We start from the raw sequence: 17,910 nt of genomic DNA, 5'->3' as shown, positions 1-17,910 counted from the left end.
ATTTCTCCATCTAAATTTAGTGACACCTCAAATTGCCTTAAAGAGTAGCGGTTTAGAATCCTGTATCTTATTTTTGAAATCACTTTTAAAATCTTAAATCTATGCTAAATCAAAAATCAGTTTCGAAAAAGTTGCAAAAACTAATGTTGGTCTCGCTTATTCTAGCCACATCTTTTTCTCAGGTACTTTCAAGTCAATTAAAAAAACAAAAACCAAATATAGTTATAGTAATGGCCGATGATTTGGGTTGGGGCGATGTTGGTTTTAACGGCAATAAAATCATAAAAACTCCCGGCCTGGATAAACTGGCGTCATCCGGCGTTGTTCTCGACCGTTTTTATTCGGCAGCACCTGTTTGTTCGCCTACCCGGGGAAGCTGTTTAACCGGAAGGCATCCTTTCCGCTACGGGATATATTTTGCCAATGTAGGATTCATGAAAAAAGAAGAAATTACCCTGGCTGAGGTTTTGAAAAAGGAAGGTTATACAACCGGGCATTTTGGAAAATGGCACTTGGGAGCAATTTCAAATACGATTCTTGATGGCCGTCGGGGAGGTGCTGAAACAAAATATCTGAGCACACCCTGGGACAATGGTTTCGATGAATGTTTCTCGACCGAACAGGCTGTTCCAACCTGGAATCCAATGGAGAATCAATCGCTGAAAAATCCAACACGCTACTGGACTGCACCGGGTGTATACGAAACAGAGAACCTTAAAGGTGATGACTCGCGTGTAATTATGGATAGAGCCCTTCCGTTTATGCAAAAAGCGGTAGCCGATGAAAAACCATTTTTTACCGTTATTTGGTTTCATACACCACACTCGCCCGTTGTTGCGGGTCCAAAATACCTGGATATGTATAAAGAATACGATGAAAACAAACAACATTATTATGGTTGTATTACTGCAATGGACGCGCAAATGGCACGTTTGCAAAGCGAGTTAAAAGTATTGGGCGTTGATAAAAATACGGTAATTACTTTCTGTTCCGATAATGGTCCTGCAGGCGAAGGCGGAGGGATTCGACAACATCCGGGGAAACGTCAGCAAGGTACTTCCGGTGGTTTTCGGGGGCGAAAAGGTTCCTTATACGAAGGTGGTGTTCGTGTTCCCGCTTTTATTGTATGGCCGAACCAAATTCAACCCAATGAGCGCATTGATTTCCCGGGTGTAACCAACGACTATTTTTCCACTGTTTTAGGTTTAGTAGGAATAAATATTCCCGATGACAGACCGTATGATGGCATTGATTTAATAAAGGCTATAAAGGCAGATAAAAAGGAACGAGATGGATTTATTGGTTTTCAAAGTAAAACGCAAAAGTCGCTGGTAACGCAGCAATATAAGTTAATAACAATCGATGGTGAAAAGTTTGAGTTATACGATTTGTTGAACGACCCCAAAGAAACCAATAACATTGCCGCAACTCATCCTAAAGTAGTAGAAGAGATGAAATTGCAACTGGAAGAGTGGGTAGAGTCGTGCAAAAGAAGCGACGAAGGAAATGACTATTAATTATAAACACTGAAAAATGAAGCGTATATTATTAATTATATCATTCATTTTGTTTGTTATGGATGGTGTTCATGTAGGTTATCTGCAAAACCAATTGTATTAAAGTTAAAATAATCAGAAAGTTATCTTGTATGTGTCGAATTATATCCTCTTTTATGTTGTTCACTCTAATATCTACATTGAGTGCTTATTCCCAAAATACCATTGATCCCTATGCCGAAACAGAAGCTCATTTAACGGGGGAAGAAATTACCACAATAGACATTAATCCCAATCAAATAAATGTTCTTACCGCCCGTTATGCGCGCATTAGCCCAAATTTGAACCCCATAGTTAAAAACTACATGTTCTTGTGGGTGGAGTCGGTAGCACCGGAACTTTATTACCTGGAGTGGAAAGTAAACCTACCTAAAGCTGGTAATTACGAAGTAACTACCTTGGTTTTAGGAAAGGAGGCTAGCATTGAATTGAGTTGTAACAGACAAAAATTGGAGGTAGTAAACAAAGAATCAGAGTGGACGAGGCTTAATCTGGGAAAAGTAAAATTGAAAAAGGGGGAAAACTCAATTAGAATGTTTGTTAAGACTGATAACAAATTCAACCTTTCCAGTATCGAACTAACCCAGTCAGGAGTACAGCAAAATATGAACGAAGAAGCTTTAGCTAACAGGCAATATAATGATTGGTTTCGTGATGCTGGATATGGATTAATGTTTCAATGGACTAATAGGGCAACACCTCAAAAGGGTGATACGATAAAAAACTGGGAAGATAAAGTAAACGATTTTGACGTTGAACGTTTTGCCAATATGGTTGAGCAAACAGGAGCAGCTTATGTGCTTTGGTCGATTACCTGGGGGCAGCAATATATTTCAGCACCAATAAAATCGTTGGACAAAATTATTGAAGGACGAACTACAAAGCGTGATTTGTTGGGCGAAATGGCCATTCTGTTACATAAAAAAGGGATAAAACTCATTTTCTATTACCACTACGGATACGATTGTTACCATTCAAAAGACTCCGCCTGGTTACAAGCTGCAGGTGGCTACAAAGCAGATAAAACAGAATTATTTCAGAATATATCAACTATTTTGGCAGAGATTGGCGACCGGTATAAAGATAAGCTGAATGGCTGGTGGTTTGATGGAGGCCAACGTTATTACGATTGTCATTTTGATGGTTCAACCGGTGGGATATTAAGTGCACCATTTAGGACGATAAGCCAGGCAGCTCGCAGTGGTAATGGTGAGCGCATCATAGCCTACAATTCATGGATATTACCTCGATTAACAGAATATCAGGATTATTTCGGAGGCGAGGGATTAAAACAATTTAAGGATCTTGATGATGGTGTTTTCAGGAATGGAAAACACAAAGGATTAATGGCACATTCTTGTTTCATTCTTGAAGAAAGATGGGGGCATATCGATTGGAATAAAGATATTACTTCACCTAAATATTCTGTTGATCAGTTAGTGGGATTCATTCAAAATGCGCAAAAAAATAGGTACCCTCTTTCTATAAATCTTGAAATGTATGAGGATGGGACTGTTTCTCAAAAATCTGTTGATTTGTTGGAACAGGTTAGAATAAGAGTGAAAGGGAACTAATCCCACTTAATTTCTCCTTCTAAATTTAGTGAAACCAAGAAATTAGCTCAAAAATACCAGTTTGCTAATTCGTCTTTTATGTTTGTCTTCTTAATATGAAGAATGAATAAGACTTAATAAGATACCTTTTTCAATAAACATTTTTAAACCGATGAAACTTAAAACACTAATCACTTTTTTACTAATAGCAAACGTTGTATTTGCTAAAGACTTTTTTGTTTCGCCCGAAGGAAACGATAAAAATCCGGGCAGTAAAGAACTACCATTCTTATCGTTTGAGAGAGCATTAACTGAAACTGCCCGACATGCCGGCAAAGAGGGGGTTACCTTTTGGTTCTCGGAAGGAAGCTATTATTTAAATGAAACCTTACTTTTCGATAATAAATATTCGGGAACGCTTGAAAAACCAGTTGTATTTTCGGCAATAGCGGGTACAAAAGTTACGGTAAAAGGATCGAAAGTTTTAGACGAGCTTAAATGGGAGAAATACAAAAATGGAATTTATGTAACTGACGTTCCTGCGGGTCTGAGTTTCGACCAGTTATATGTAAATGGGCAAAAACAAATCAGGGCGCGCTTTCCGAATTACGACTACAATAATCCATTACGTGGAGGGGACGGTTATCAACAGGTCACCGATGGTACCAATCACCGCTACGACGAATGGTTTTCTTTCGATCCTGAACAGTTTACCAAAAAGGAATGGGAAAACCCGGAAACAGGAATAGTACATGCGTTTCAGAGCCACAACTGGGGAAATATGCAGTATCGGATAAAAGGTATCGACCGCAAGGAGAATAAAGTACTTCTTGACGAAGGGGGCTGGCAGTTACAACGTATTCATGGTATTGGCGGAAAGGGTGAAAAATCGTCGTGGTTTTTTATCGATAATATTTTTGAGGAATTGGATGTGGCCGAAGAGTGGTTTTTAGATACCGAAACAAACCAACTTTATTATTATCCCAATGCAGATGTGGCTATAAATGACCTGATTATTGAAGTCCCCGTTGTAAAAGATTTAATTCAATTAAAAGGAACCAAAGAAAATCCAGTTTCGAATATCCACTTTAGGGGATTTACATTTACCCATAGCCGATTTACTTTTATGGAAGACTACGAGCCGGTTGCCCGTGGAGATTGGGCCATTCATCGTGGAGGTGCCGTATTTATGGAAGGTGCAGAAAACTGTTCAGTTGAAGATTGTAATTTTAACGAACTAGGTGGAAACGGTGTTTTTATGAGCGCTTACAATCGCAACAACCAGGTGAAAAATTGTGCGTTTGTAAGTTTGGGCGAAAGTGGAGTTTGTTTTGTTGGTTCTCCCAAAGCAGTACGTTTTTATCAAACCTGGGACGACAAAGAAATCGATGGCAAAGATTGGAATGAAATGCGTAAAAACATGGACTTGGAACCTGGCCCCAAAACGCCCGATTATCCGAAAAACTGTGTGGTAGAGAACTGTGTGATGCACGATTTTGGCAATGTTGGGAAACAGGTTGCCGGAGTGTATATTTCAATGAGCCATAAAATCAGGGTTTCGCACAATACCATTTACAACTGTCCGCGTGCCGGAATTTGTATTAACGATGGAACCTGGGGAGGACACATTATTGAAAATTGTGATATTTGGGAAACCGTTCGCGAAACCGGGGAGCATGGCCCTTTTAATTCATGGGGGCGCGAAAGACAATGGCTGAGTGGAAGCGGCTCGAATAAGGATTTTAAAAAGGAACTAACCTTACTCGATGCGATTGATAAAGTAATTATACGAAACAACAGAATTGCCAATTACCGAAAATCGATTAGTGCAGGAAACTGGACCATCGATTTAGACGACGGATCGAGTAATTTTGAAATTTACAACAACCTAAATCTGGGATCGACCATAAAGTTACGCGATGGAGTGCTACGGAAAGTGTACAATAACATCACGGTTAGTGCCGTTCCATTGGGCTGGCATGTATGGCCCGAGAATTCGGAAGATGATGTTTACCAAAATGTTTTTGTGATTTCGGGAGCCGTTCCGGGAAAAGGAGAGCCTACCAAACAGTTTGCCCGCCCTATTCGTTTACCCTCAACTGCAAAATGGAGCAGTAATTACGACTACAATTTGTATTGGAATGTAAACTTCCCCGAAACTCCGGAAATAATTAAAGATAAATCGTTGAAACAGTGGCAAGTGGAAGGTTATGATCTTAACGCAATAATCGCTGATCCATTATTTGTCGATCCACAAAATGGGGATTATTCATTAAGCAAAAATTCACCGGCTTTACAACTGGGTTTTAAAAACTTTCCCATGGATGAGTTTGGTCACGAAATGACACGTATACTTCCCTTTGGCGGAGACTTCGCCGAGGAACTAAGGCTAACGCTCCGGGCAGATTCGCGCATGAAACCCAACGGAACAATACGTTATACAACAGATGGTTCTGAACCTGATAATCAATCGCCAATTTACAACAAAGAAATCGTTTTAAACGCATCCGCTTTAGTAAAAGCACAGTCGTTTGATATTAGAGGAAATGCAATTGGTTTTGTAAACGAGGCCCAATTTAACAAGGTTGATGTGTTAACTTACCCCAGTTGGTTAAAAACATTGCTGGCTGGAAAATATGATGATGAAATTATTGAGAAAACTGAAGAGGCGCTGCAAGAAACGATAATGGGAGCTTTATTCGTTAATATTGGCGACGATCCGGATTTAATTGATGCATCGGGGGGGTATAATTCGGGTTGTTTTATTCGTTCAATCGATGCTGAAAATGGACAAATGTGGTTGAAAGCCGGCCTGGCAGAAACCTGGATTATTCAGCAGCTTAATGGAAATAAAGTAACGAATATTCAAGAGCTAAAGCAACAACTGAAAAAATACAGAGGACAAACAGTGAAAGTTATCGCTGTTCGAAATTATGGAAGTAAAGAATTTAAAATCAAGCTATAATAAAATGAAGAAGTTTTTAATTACAGGTTTACTTGGGTTAATCCTTACAATAAGCTTAAATGCACAAAACCAAAAAAAACCAAACGTGCTGTTTATTTTTGCTGACGACCAGACTTTTGAAAGTATTGGCTCGCTCAATAACAACGAAATAAAAACCCCCAACCTTGATCGACTAAAAGATATGGGTGCAACTTTCACACACACTTTTAATCAGGGCTCGTGGTGTCCTGCCGTTTGTGTTGCCAGCCGATGCATGTTAAATACGGGGAAATTTGTGTGGCGGGCTGCCCAATACAGTAAAAATGCCCAGCCACGCGGAGACAAGAATTTACCGGAGAATATGCCCAAATATACAGTTGGAATGAAAACGCCAAAAGGGTATTGGCCGGAATTTATGAAGGCCGAAGGCTACGATACCTATTTTGCAGGAAAATGGCATGTGGAACGTAAGGCAAACGAAATTTTTGATGTTACAGGAACCGTTAGGGGCGGCATGCCCAATCAAACCCGGGAACGCTACGACAGAAAGTTTATCGAAGGAGAATCCGACACATGGAGCCCTTATGATAAGTCGAAAAATGGCTTCTGGAAAGGTGGAAAACACTGGAGTGAGGTTTTGGGAGATGAAGCTTTAGGATTTTTGGAAACGGCAAAAAACGATAACGATCCGTTTTTTATGTACGTGGCCTTTAATGCGCCTCACGATCCACGTCAGTCGCCTAAAAAGTATGTCGATATGTATCCTGTTGAAAATATTTCGATACCGGAAAACTTTTTGCCGGAATATCCATATTGCGAAGAAGCTGGTTCTGGTCATAAACTTCGCGACGAGAAATTGGCACCTTATCCACGAACCGAATATTCGATACAGGTAAACCGCCAGGAATATTATGCCATAATTACGCACATGGATGATCAAATTGGACGTATTTTAAATGCGCTCGAAGCAAGTGGTAAAGCCAAAAATACCTATGTTATTTTTACCGCCGACCATGGTTTGGCTTTGGGCGACCACGGTTTTGTCGGAAAACAAAATATGTACGATCGAAGTATCCGGGTTCCGATGTTTGTAGCAGGACCAGGTATTGAAGGCGGGAAGGTAATTGATGAGAAAGTTTACTTGCAGGATGCCATGGCTACATCGCTTGATATTGCCGGAAGTAAAGCCATTGATGAGGTCGATTTTAAATCACTATTACCCCTTTCACAGGGAAAAACAAAAAAAGGATACGATGCGATTTATGGAGCCTATGTGGGTAATCAAAGAATGATTCGCACCGATCGGTATAAAATGATCATCTATCCACTTGCCAATATGGTTCGTTTATACGATATAAAAAACGATCCCGATGAAATAAACGATTTAGCTGGAAATATGAAATACAAAAAAGTAATGGATAAGCTTTTTAAACAGTTTAAAGAATTGCAGAAGGAAGTGGAAGATCCGCTGGACGTAACAGAATATTATGTAAATTTCTTTAGCAGAAATTAATTTTTCAAGTATTAATTTTATATCAGAAATGAAACAACTAATACTAACCGCAACAGCACTATTTCTTTTGGGTTTTATCCCTATGTTTTCAATGTCCCAAACGATTCAAAAGCCAAACATCATTTATATTTTGGCCGATGATTTGGGATATGGCGACGTACACCATTTGAACCCTGAGCGAGGAAAAATAGCGACTCCACACATTGATAAAATGGCAGAGGAGGGCATGTTTTTTACAGATGCTCATTCCAGTTCATCGGTATGCACACCAACACGGTATGGGATTTTAACAGGACGCTACAACTGGCGAACCAACTTACAAAGAGGAGTACTTTGGGGATTTAGCGAACCTTTGATAGATTCGGATCGGATAACTGTGGCCAACGTGATGAAACAAAATGGCTATACCACGGCATGTTTTGGTAAATGGCATTTGGGAATGACAATGCCTACAACAAACGGTATTTTACCGCAAGGAAGAAAACCAAAGAAATTAAATATTGTATGGGATGAAGAAATTAAAGATGGACCAGTAGATAGGGGATTCGACTATTTCCATGGTATTTCAGCTTCTTTAGACATGGCTCCCTATATCTATATTGAGAACAATCGCTTTGTTGGGAAAATTGAAGAGGATGACAAAACCATTACAGAAAAGGATTTTAAACGAGTGGAGGTACTTCCTGAAATTTGTAGAAAAACAGTAGATTATATTCGAAAACAAAAACAGGATAAACCTTTCTTTGCTTATGTGGCTCTTACTTCGCCGCATACACCAATACTGCCGGGAGCTGAATGGCAGGGCAAAAGCGGACTCGGGAAATATGGCGATTTTGTAATGCAAACCGACTGGGTAGTTGGCCAGATATTGAAAGCTGTTGATGATGCAGGTTTGGGAGAAAACACATTGGTAATAGTTACCAGCGATAACGGGTGTTCTAAAGCTGCAAATATTAAAGGGCTGCAAGAACAAGGGCATTATCCAAGTGCTCAATATCGCGGTTCAAAAGCCGATATCTGGGATGGAGGCCACCGGATTCCTTTTATTGTTCGCTGGCCGGCAAATGTGAAGGCTGGGTCATCCAGCAATCAACTTCTTTGCCTGACCGATTTAATGGCGACGTGCGCCGACATCACCGGTAGCAAACTTCCTGATAATGCAGGGGAAGACAGCTTTAGTTTTTTACCGGCTTTAAAGGGGAAAAAGAACGGTTCTGAGCGAGAAAGTGTGGTTCATCATTCCATTGATGGGTATTTTGCCTACCGGCAAGGCAAATGGAAACTGGTACTTGCTAAAGGTTCCGGAGGATGGACATCGCCAAGGGAAAAAGAAGTGCCGGAAGGTAGCCCGGAGGCTCAATTATACGACATGGAGAAGGATCCTGAAGAAATGAATAACCTTTACGATTCACATCCCAAAATTGTTAATCAACTATTGCAACAATTGCAATCCGATGTCACCCGGGGAAGAAGTACAGAAGGTACGAAAGTCAGCAACGATATCGAAAATATCGAAATTTGGAAGAATAAACAGACTGAATAATTATAATGTTATACACCTAAGCCAGGATGCTTTAGAGTATTTAAAAGAATTAAAAATATACATTAACAACTATCTAGTGGCTATAAGAACATGCAACATTATTCCTTTAAATACCCTCCCTGCCTCCCGAAACGAGTTCGGGACAAGTTGTGGCAGACAGGTAACTCCCCAAAGGGAGAACCAGAACCTCCGAAGAGAGCCAATTCCCCTTTAGGGATTAGGGGTAATGATGAAGAAATATTCAAAAACAGAGAGTTTTCTTAGATGCACTATATAACCAAATCAACATAAAATCAATGAATTATTTTAAACAGTTATTATTAATTGCACTATGCATAGTGTCCTTCAGCAAGGGATACACTCAGGAAAAACCCAATATCATTTTCCTACTAACCGATGACCAGCGTTGGGATTGTTTTGGTTTTAATAACCCGGATGTAAAGACCCCAAACTGCGATAAGATGGCTCAGGAGGGAATCGTTTTTAGCAACACACACCATGCTGTCCCTATTTGCCAGCCCAGCCGGGCTTCAATTCAATTAGGGCGTTATGTAGGGGCGCATTTATGTTCTTTTTCAAAGCCTTCCGATTATACTATTTCTGAAGATGAATATAAAAACAGCTATCCTGCATTGTTGCGCGAGGCTGGCTATTTTACAGGTTTTGTCGGTAAATTTGGATTTCCAGTTTCCAAAAACAAAGAAAAGAATGTGGACTATGTGGATGGAAAACGGATAACAGATTCACAAAAATGGAAGATTGATGAATATATGCCTGCTGCATATTTCGATGTCTGGAACGGTTTCTCGGGACAGGGAAATTACAATATGTATGGCGATGAAGGCCACTTAACCAAAGTGAATGGTGATAGGGCAATTGATTTTATTCAGACAGCCAAAAAGCAAGATAGACCATTCTGTTTGTCCGTAAGTTTTAAAGCACCACATAGCCCGTTTAATGATGTAGATGCCCGTTTTAAAAAGTGGTACGACGATATTGAAATTTCCCGCATGGAAAATGATAGTCAGAAATTTCACAATTTACTTCCTGACGTAGTTAAAAAAGAATACCGTGGAAGGAACGGATATAAAAATGATGAAAACTATCAAAAATTTATAAAAGCCTATTATGGCTTAATTTCGGGTGTTGACGATGTGGTTGGACGTATTCGGGAAGAACTGAAAAGACAGGGACTGGACGAAAATACAATTATCATTTACACGGCCGACAATGGATATTTCTGCGGCTCAAAAGGCTTGTCAGGAAAAGATTTGTTATACGAAGAATCAATGCGGGCACCTTTAATCGTATTTAATCCCGCCTTAGAAAATGAGTCTCGCGGTAAAACCATCGACGAGCTGGTGAGTGTTGTTGACTTTGCTCCAACGATATTGGATTTGTGCGACGTAAAAGTTCCGGCTATTATCCAGGGTAAAAGTTTTAAATCAATGATTTATGGTGGAGAAAAACCATTCAGAGACTTTGTTTTTGCGGAAAATAATTTTGATATGTACAAACCGTCTTCTGTGAATGGGGAATTAGACGAGGAGGGAACAAAAGGCTTGAAAGCAAAAGGAACGGTTCGCTCAAAAGTAATCCGTACAAAAGAATATAAGTATATTCGTTATTTTGAAACAGAACCAATGGTTGAGGAATTGTGGAATATAGAAGCTGATCCCATGGAAACAAATAATCTGGTAGATAATCCTGACTATTCTAAAGTGCTTAGCAAAATGCGCAAGCTGTGTGATACTAGGGTTGCCAGAAATAAGAAGCAAGCTAGCATGTATGTAAAAAGATAAAGAATGAAAAATTTTATCGTGTTCACATTGCTTATTTCCTTTTTTTCGACAGGAACAGTGAGTAGCAAAGATTACCATGTAGCCATAAATGGAAACGACAAAAATAGTGGAAGTAAGGAAGCACCGTTTCGAACCCTTGAGAAGGCACGTAATACAATCCGCGAAAGCGGACTTTTAGGAAAGGAACCGATAAAGGTTATTATTCATCAGGGGATTTATCGTTTTTCCAGACCTTTTGTTCTTAAGCCGGAAGATTCGGGTAAAAAAGGAGCAGAAGTAAGTTATTGCGCTGCCAAAGATGAAAATGTTGTGTTTACAACGGCCGAAAAACTAGACTTGACATGGAAAAAATGGAAAGGGGATATTTATAAAGTAAAACTTAATAAAGAAAAAGCGATAGATCAGATTTTTGTTAATGGCGTGTTACAACAAATGGCCCGCTATCCAAACTTTATTCAAGCAAAAATTAACTCTTTGTCGGAGAATACAGAGGATCATAAAACCATACCTTTCAATGGCATAGCAGCCGATGCATGGAGCGCTGAAAAATCAAAAGATTGGAACGACCCGTCAGGGGCATATATGCATGGCATCCATAAAGCACGGTGGGGTGGAATTCATTACAGAGTAACAGGTAAGAAGGAGAATGGCGACCTTGATTTTATAGGGGGCTGGCAGAATAACAGGGTTGATGATTTTAGTGCTGTTCATAAAGAGTTCCGAATGATTGAGAATATATTTGAAGAGCTGGATGCTCCGGGTGAATGGTTTTTCGATCAGAAAAGGGGAGAACTTTATTTTTACCCTCCTGAAAAGGTAAGTTTAGATCAGAACCCAGCGATAGAGGCCGTTTTTGATGTTCAGAATATAATTTCAATTTATGGCGAACACGAAAGCCGGGTAACTCAGTTTACCGTTGAAGGCGGCAATGGTCTTACGCAGAAAATCGAGTGCTCAGCTATTGTTCAACCCGTTCAGTACATAAAGTTTCAGGGAATAGCGTTTACAGGAACAGCCCGTACTTTTATGGAAACGAAAGAATCGCTTTTGCGTTCCGACTGGACTATTTTTAGAGGAGGGGCCATTCATATTAAAGGGGCCGAAGATATTTCCATTAACAACTGTCGGTTTCAGGGTTTAGGAGGCAACGCCGTCTTTGTGGATGGCTATAATCGGAATGTGGCTATAAGCTCATCTGTATTCGAAGGAAATGGAGCTAGCGATGTTTGTTTTGTAGGATCAATTGCAGCTGTTAGAAACCCCTTATTTGCTTACGATCAAAAAAGACCCGGTTTAAATGAGTTAGATACCATTGTGGGGCCAAAAACAAATGATTATCCTGCCGATTGCCGTGTGGAAGATTGTTTAATGACAAAATGTGGGAGGGTTGAAAAACAAACGGCAGGTGTTAATATTTCCATGAGTTCCCGTATTACCGTTCGGCACAATACAATTTATCACGTTCCTCGTGCTGCCATAAACATTTGCGATGGTACCTGGGGAGGGCATCTTATCGAATGGAATAAGTGTTTTGAAACCGTATTGGAAACAAGCGACCATGGTGCTTTTAACTCCTGGGGCCGCGACAGGTTTTGGTATTCAGCAAGCCCCAATGGCCCAAGGGACGTTGACGCGGACGGCGTTCCGGTAATCACTTCTGTTATAAAACGGTTTCCGAATATTATGTTGTGGGACGCTTATCAAACAAGCACCATACGTAATAACTTTATGATGTGCGATAATGGCTGGGATATTGATCTGGATGATGGATCGACGAACTACGATATCTACAATAACCTGTGTTTGAGGGGAGGTCTTAAAACCAGGGAAGGTTATCACCGTAACGTGTATAATAATATAATTTTTAAACATTATACCTGTAATGTACCTTATCCAAAACCAAGCTACGATAGATTTTTTGCAAACATTATTTTGGGCGGGACTTATAGGTCAACGATTGCAACACTATGGAGTGGCCTACGCGATTATAATTTATTCCATAATCCGGAAATGAAAATGTCGGTGAAAGCAACAGCCATAAGCGACTGGACTCAAGATGACCAACAGAGTATTGTTGCCGATGCTAAATTTATCGATGCTGAAAATGGAAATTTTAATGTGGAAATTAATTCGCCGGCTATTGGTTTAGGGTTTCGAAATTTTCCTTTTAAAGGATATGGTGTCATAAGTGAACACCTTAAGGAAATGGCACCGGAACCTGAAATTATTATGCCTGCAAAATATTTTAACAATGTTCGTACAGAAGAGAAAGCAGTAAGCGTTTTAAATGCATCACTTACGTCTTTAGATACAGAATCGAAGCTAACGGCCTATGGGGCCCGGTCAATTGGAGGTGCAATTATTCTGAAACTACCTGAGCATTCCAAACTATATAAATTAGGATTTAAGCTCGACGATGTTGTATTAAAAGTAGGAAAAGCCAAGATATATAACGCCCGTGATTTTGCAAAAGCTTCAAGCTTATTTAGTGCAGGGAAAACATATACTGTTGAAGTGCTGAGAGGACAAGAGGAAATAACCATTGAGTTTGTTTATTAATCCAGGTTATGTATAACGTCTGGTAAAAAGTCGAAAGCTGAAATATAAAAATCAATTAGCTATAGCTAATAAGGTAGCAGTAAGTAAAGAACCTTAAGTTAAATAATCAAAAAATGAATATGAAAATATTTTTAGGAATTATGACTCTTGTTGTTTTGTCCTTTGGGGCATGTAATTCCGGAGAAGAAAAAACGAGGGAAGCAAAACCCCTTTACGATGGCAGCTGGGAGTCACTACAAAAAATGCCGGTACCTGCCTGGTTCGACGATGGAAAAATAGGCATCTTTATTCACTGGGGGCCTTATAGTGTCATTGGTCACCGCAAGGGAGGTCGTGGCTACGCCGAGCACGTACCTAAACTAATCTATGAAGATTCGGCGTATTATTACAACTACTTGAAAGAGCGCTGGGGGGCTACACCTCCGGAGTTTGGTTACAAAGACATTATACCGGAGTTTAAGGCCGAAAATTGGAACCCGGACGAATGGGCTGATTTATTTGCCGAGGTTGGGGCTAGGTATGTGGTTTTGACAGCAGAGCACCACGATGGCTGGGCCAACTGGGACTCTGATCTTACACCCTGGAATGCTGTTGATATGGGTCCCAAACGCGATTTGGTGGGTGACCTGGGGAAAGCAGTACGTGCCAAAGGGTTAAAATATGCCCCATCTTATCATAGGGAAAGACATACCAGTTTTTTTACCACAAAAAAATACGTAGTCAACGCAACGGCTCGCCCCGACATTCTCGAAGAAATAAAACGCGTTCCGGAGGCGGAATTACTCTATGGTCCTTTTGGTTTTAGTAATCAAGCTGTGGATGAGTATGTTGCGCGTTGGAAAGAGATTCAGGATAAATACCAGCCCGATATGCTGTGGATGGATGATTTCCCCATATATACCCGCGACGGTAATAATGTGCGCAAAGGGCAGGCAAAACCGGTTATCAAATATTTCGACGATCAGGTACGTGGCATGATCACCCATTTTATGAACAACGGCGCTGCCAATAAGCAGGCAGTTTATGTAAATAACAAAGGGGCAAACCGTAATTGGCCCGACGGTGTAGGCTGTTTAGAAAAAGATAACTTAAAGCTGAAAGTTATAGGACCTAAATGGCAGAGTTGTACTACCTTTGGTACTTCTTTTGGCTACCTCGAGGGAGACACATACAAGAGCGTAGAAGGCGTAATCCATGAAATGATTGAAGTGGTAAGCCGAAATGGAAACTTCCTGATCAACATTGGTCCTAAAGCGGATGGAACATTGGTGCCCGAGCAAGTTGAGCGCTTAAAAGCGATGGGCGATTGGCTGAAAATAAACGGAGAAGCCATCTATGGTTCGCGTTATTGGAGCGTAAATCAGCAGGAAAACGAACACTTGTCGTTTACCACCAAGGGGAAAAAATTATATGCCATTAAATGTGACAAACCTCTTGCTCCTTTTGTTATTGAAGCAACTGCAGGATGGGATAACGAACAGGTGAAATCGGTAAGTTTACTAGGTTCTGATTCAGAAGTTGAATGGGAAATGACTGCCGATGGATTAAAAATAATCCCACCATCTGAACTTGGTAAAAGTAAATATGCATGGACTTTTGAGATTGCCACCAACGAAGAGCAGCATCATCCTACTGCCATTCAAAGCGATGCCGATAAAGCTTTTAAGGGAACAAAAAAGGTGGATTTGGATGGAAATCATCATTGAGTACTTAGAATCCCTAATAAGATTAACACAAATAATAACTGATAAATGAAACAACCATGATCATAGATCTTAGACATACAAGAAAATGAAAAATTCTTGTCTTGTGTCTCGCTCTTGTGTCTTGGTTCTAATTTTAAACAAATGAAACGAGCATGTGCAAATCGTCACACATAGGCGAATAATAAAAAACATGCGAGTTCCATCTTATACTTTAGAAAAACAAACAATTTTAATAAGATGAAACGAGCATGTAAATTATTTTTCACACCGGAGTATGATTAATAGCGAGTTCCATGAGTTACCTTAATCAATAAACAATTTAAAACGAATGAAAAACGTAACATTACTACTAATAATCCTTCAGGGCTTCCTGCTGTTTTCCTGTTCTGAATCGAACATCTACGTGAGCAAGAACGGTAATGATCAAAACAATGGCTCGGAAAGCAATCCGGTAGCTACTTTGCAAAAAGCGCAAGAACTTGCCAGACAGGATGCGGGAAAGAAAACAATCAATATCTATATTGAAGATGGCATTTATTACTTGCCAAATACCTTGGTTTTTGGAGCGGATGACTCCGGGGTTGAAGGAAGGGAAATCACTTATCAATCTATAAACGAAGGAAAAGCAATCATTAGCGGAGGATTGTTACTCGACCTCAAGTGGGAGGAGTACAAAGATGGCATTTATCAGGCAGAAACACCTGCAGGGCTCAATATTGATCAGGTGTTTATAAATGGGAAAAACCAACGTATGGCACGTTATCCCAATTACGATGCGAGCAAGAAAACAGCAGCTTATCAGGGTTTTGCCGCTGACGCTTTTTCTATGGAAAAAGTGGCGGGCTGGGGCGATCCGACTGGTGGGTACATTCATGCAATGCACCGAAGCAGATGGGGAGGCTATCATTACCGTATTACCGGAAAAGATGAACACGGAGAGGTGACATACGAAGGAGGGTGGCAAAACAATCGACAGATGGGTATGCACGACGAATTCCGCATGGTAGAAAATATTTTTGAGGAACTCGATGCTCCGGGAGAGTGGTACCACAATGCCAAAACCAACCGGCTTTATTATTATCCTGAAAAAGAAGTGGATGTTAAAGATGCTAAAGTAGAAGTTGTTCGCCTTCGACACTTAGTGGAATTTAATGGAAGTGAAAAGAGCCCGGTATCCCACATCAAACTCAAAGGTTTTGTTTTCAAACATGCAGCCCGAACCTTTATGGATACCAAAGAACCCATGCTTCGTTCCGATTGGGCGATTTACAGGGGAGGAGCCATTAAATTAACCGGTACAGAATATGTGAGTATTTTGGATTCTGAGTTTGATCAGTTAGGCGGGAATGCTATTTTCTTCAACAATTACAACCGATACGGGTTGGTAAAAGGATGTCACATTCACGACACGGGGGCAAGTGGAGTATGTTTTGTAGGAGACCCCAATGCCGTAAGAGATCCGCTTTTTGAATACCATGAAAAGAATGACCTCGCTAAAATTGACCTAACGGTAGGTCCCAAAACAAATAATTACCCGGCCAACTCAAGCGTGGAGGATTGTTTGATACATGGAATAGGCCGTACCGAAAGACAACCTGCTGGAGTGCAGATAGAAATGGCACAATTCATCACTGTAAGAGATGTTTCCGTTTACGATTGTGCACGTGCAGGTATCAATATTGGTGATGGTGCCTGGGGTGGCCACCTAATTGAGCGATGTGATGTGTTTAATACCGTTTTGGAAACGCACGATCACGGCTCTTTTAACTCATGGGGTAGGGATAGGTTTTGGAGAAGTGACAGGTCTGTTTCCCAGGAATTTATCGATAAAAATCCGGAGTTGCCTTTTTTGGATGCGATGGAAACGACAACCATTCGGGATAGTAGATGGAAATGCGAACACGGGTGGGACATTGATTTAGACGATGGATCCAGCAACTATGAAATATACAATAACCTGCTGTTAAATGGTGGGTTAAAGTTTAGGGAAGGTTTTAACAGGAAGGCCTGGAATAATGTTATTCTTAATAACGGATTTCATCCTCATGTGTGGTATAAAAATAGTGGAGACGAGTTTTATTGCAACATTCTTACTGGCGAGCACAGGGCAATAGGTGTTAAGAAGTCAGGAAGTGGCAAACGTGTAGATAATAACCTATTTTATGGGAACGTTACAGCGGCAAAATATGCTTATAGCGATTTTAACTGGGATGCGAATTCAATAACCGGAGATCCTTTATTTGTAGATCCTGAAAATGGTGATTTCAGCGTAAAAGAAGGATCTCCTGCTTTTGAGATAGGTTTTAAGAATTTTCCGATGGATCAATTTGGTGTTAAAAAAGCCAGCTTGCGAGCTATAGCAGAAACTCCGGTAATACCAGAAATAAAATACGATGGAGGTGCGCTCTCATTCGGTCAAAGGACAAAAAGAGACTTTCTACCCATCGATTGGTTTGGTGCGAAACTGAAAGCCTTGCAAGGGGAAGAATTTTCTGCTTATGGAGTAGCGGAGAGTGATGGAGGTCTGGCTGTTCAAGAAGTTCAAAAGGGTTCCATATTGGACAAAGCGGGAATAAAAGAAGGCGATTTGATTTTGGCAATTAACGATCAGCCAACAAGGAATCGGAAAATGTTCCTGCGTGTGGCACCAAATAAAATAGAAAGTGCAGTAAAGATTACTATAGTTAGGGATCAGGCAAACAAAAGCATAACGGTTCAGCCATAGTATATATTA

The 17,910-nt window shown here is 40.4% G+C and carries 9 protein-coding genes; all 9 read left to right on the top strand.

Annotated features, from left to right (window positions below; genetic code table 11):
* Nucleotides 1–101 precede the first annotated feature (101 nt).
* Nucleotides 102–1,517, top strand: a complete 1,416-nt coding sequence (locus tag ACRD64_RS00370; RefSeq protein ID WP_430931159.1) for a sulfatase-like hydrolase/transferase — start codon at nt 102–104, stop codon at nt 1,515–1,517.
* A 155-nt stretch (nt 1,518–1,672) separates the two neighbouring features.
* Nucleotides 1,673–3,130: an alpha-L-fucosidase gene (locus ACRD64_RS00365; protein WP_430931158.1), complete on the top strand. Its 1,458-nt coding sequence runs from the start codon at nt 1,673–1,675 to the stop codon at nt 3,128–3,130.
* Between the two features lie 151 nt (nt 3,131–3,281).
* A complete protein-coding gene (locus tag ACRD64_RS00360) occupies nt 3,282–6,074 on the top strand; it encodes a right-handed parallel beta-helix repeat-containing protein (RefSeq protein WP_430931157.1) in 2,793 nt (930 codons plus the stop codon).
* A 4-nt stretch (nt 6,075–6,078) separates the two neighbouring features.
* A complete protein-coding gene (locus tag ACRD64_RS00355) occupies nt 6,079–7,566 on the top strand; it encodes a sulfatase-like hydrolase/transferase (RefSeq protein WP_430931156.1) in 1,488 nt (495 codons plus the stop codon).
* A 28-nt stretch (nt 7,567–7,594) separates the two neighbouring features.
* A complete protein-coding gene (locus tag ACRD64_RS00350; RefSeq protein ID WP_430931155.1) occupies nt 7,595–9,109 on the top strand; it encodes a sulfatase family protein in 1,515 nt (504 codons plus the stop codon).
* 296 nt (nt 9,110–9,405) lie between these two features.
* Nucleotides 9,406–10,911, top strand: a complete 1,506-nt coding sequence (locus ACRD64_RS00345; protein WP_430931154.1) for a sulfatase-like hydrolase/transferase — start codon at nt 9,406–9,408, stop codon at nt 10,909–10,911.
* A gap of 3 nt (nt 10,912–10,914) precedes the next feature.
* Nucleotides 10,915–13,470: a right-handed parallel beta-helix repeat-containing protein gene (locus tag ACRD64_RS00340; RefSeq protein WP_430931153.1), complete on the top strand. Its 2,556-nt coding sequence runs from the start codon at nt 10,915–10,917 to the stop codon at nt 13,468–13,470.
* Between the two features lie 113 nt (nt 13,471–13,583).
* Nucleotides 13,584–15,176, top strand: a complete 1,593-nt coding sequence (locus ACRD64_RS00335) for an alpha-L-fucosidase (RefSeq protein WP_430931152.1) — start codon at nt 13,584–13,586, stop codon at nt 15,174–15,176.
* Nucleotides 15,177–15,504: 328 nt separating this feature from the next.
* Nucleotides 15,505–17,901 (top strand): right-handed parallel beta-helix repeat-containing protein, encoded by a 2,397-nt coding sequence (locus tag ACRD64_RS00330; protein ID WP_430931151.1) that lies wholly within the window; start codon nt 15,505–15,507, stop codon nt 17,899–17,901.
* Nucleotides 17,902–17,910: the final 9 nt, after the last annotated feature.

It is taken from the genome of Saccharicrinis sp. 156 (genome assembly GCF_050589685.1).
In the GTDB taxonomy this organism is placed as follows: Bacteria; Bacteroidota; Bacteroidia; order Bacteroidales; family Marinilabiliaceae; genus Saccharicrinis.
Note: the sequence above shows the minus strand (reverse complement) of the source record. Positions and strands in the feature narration are given on the sequence as shown.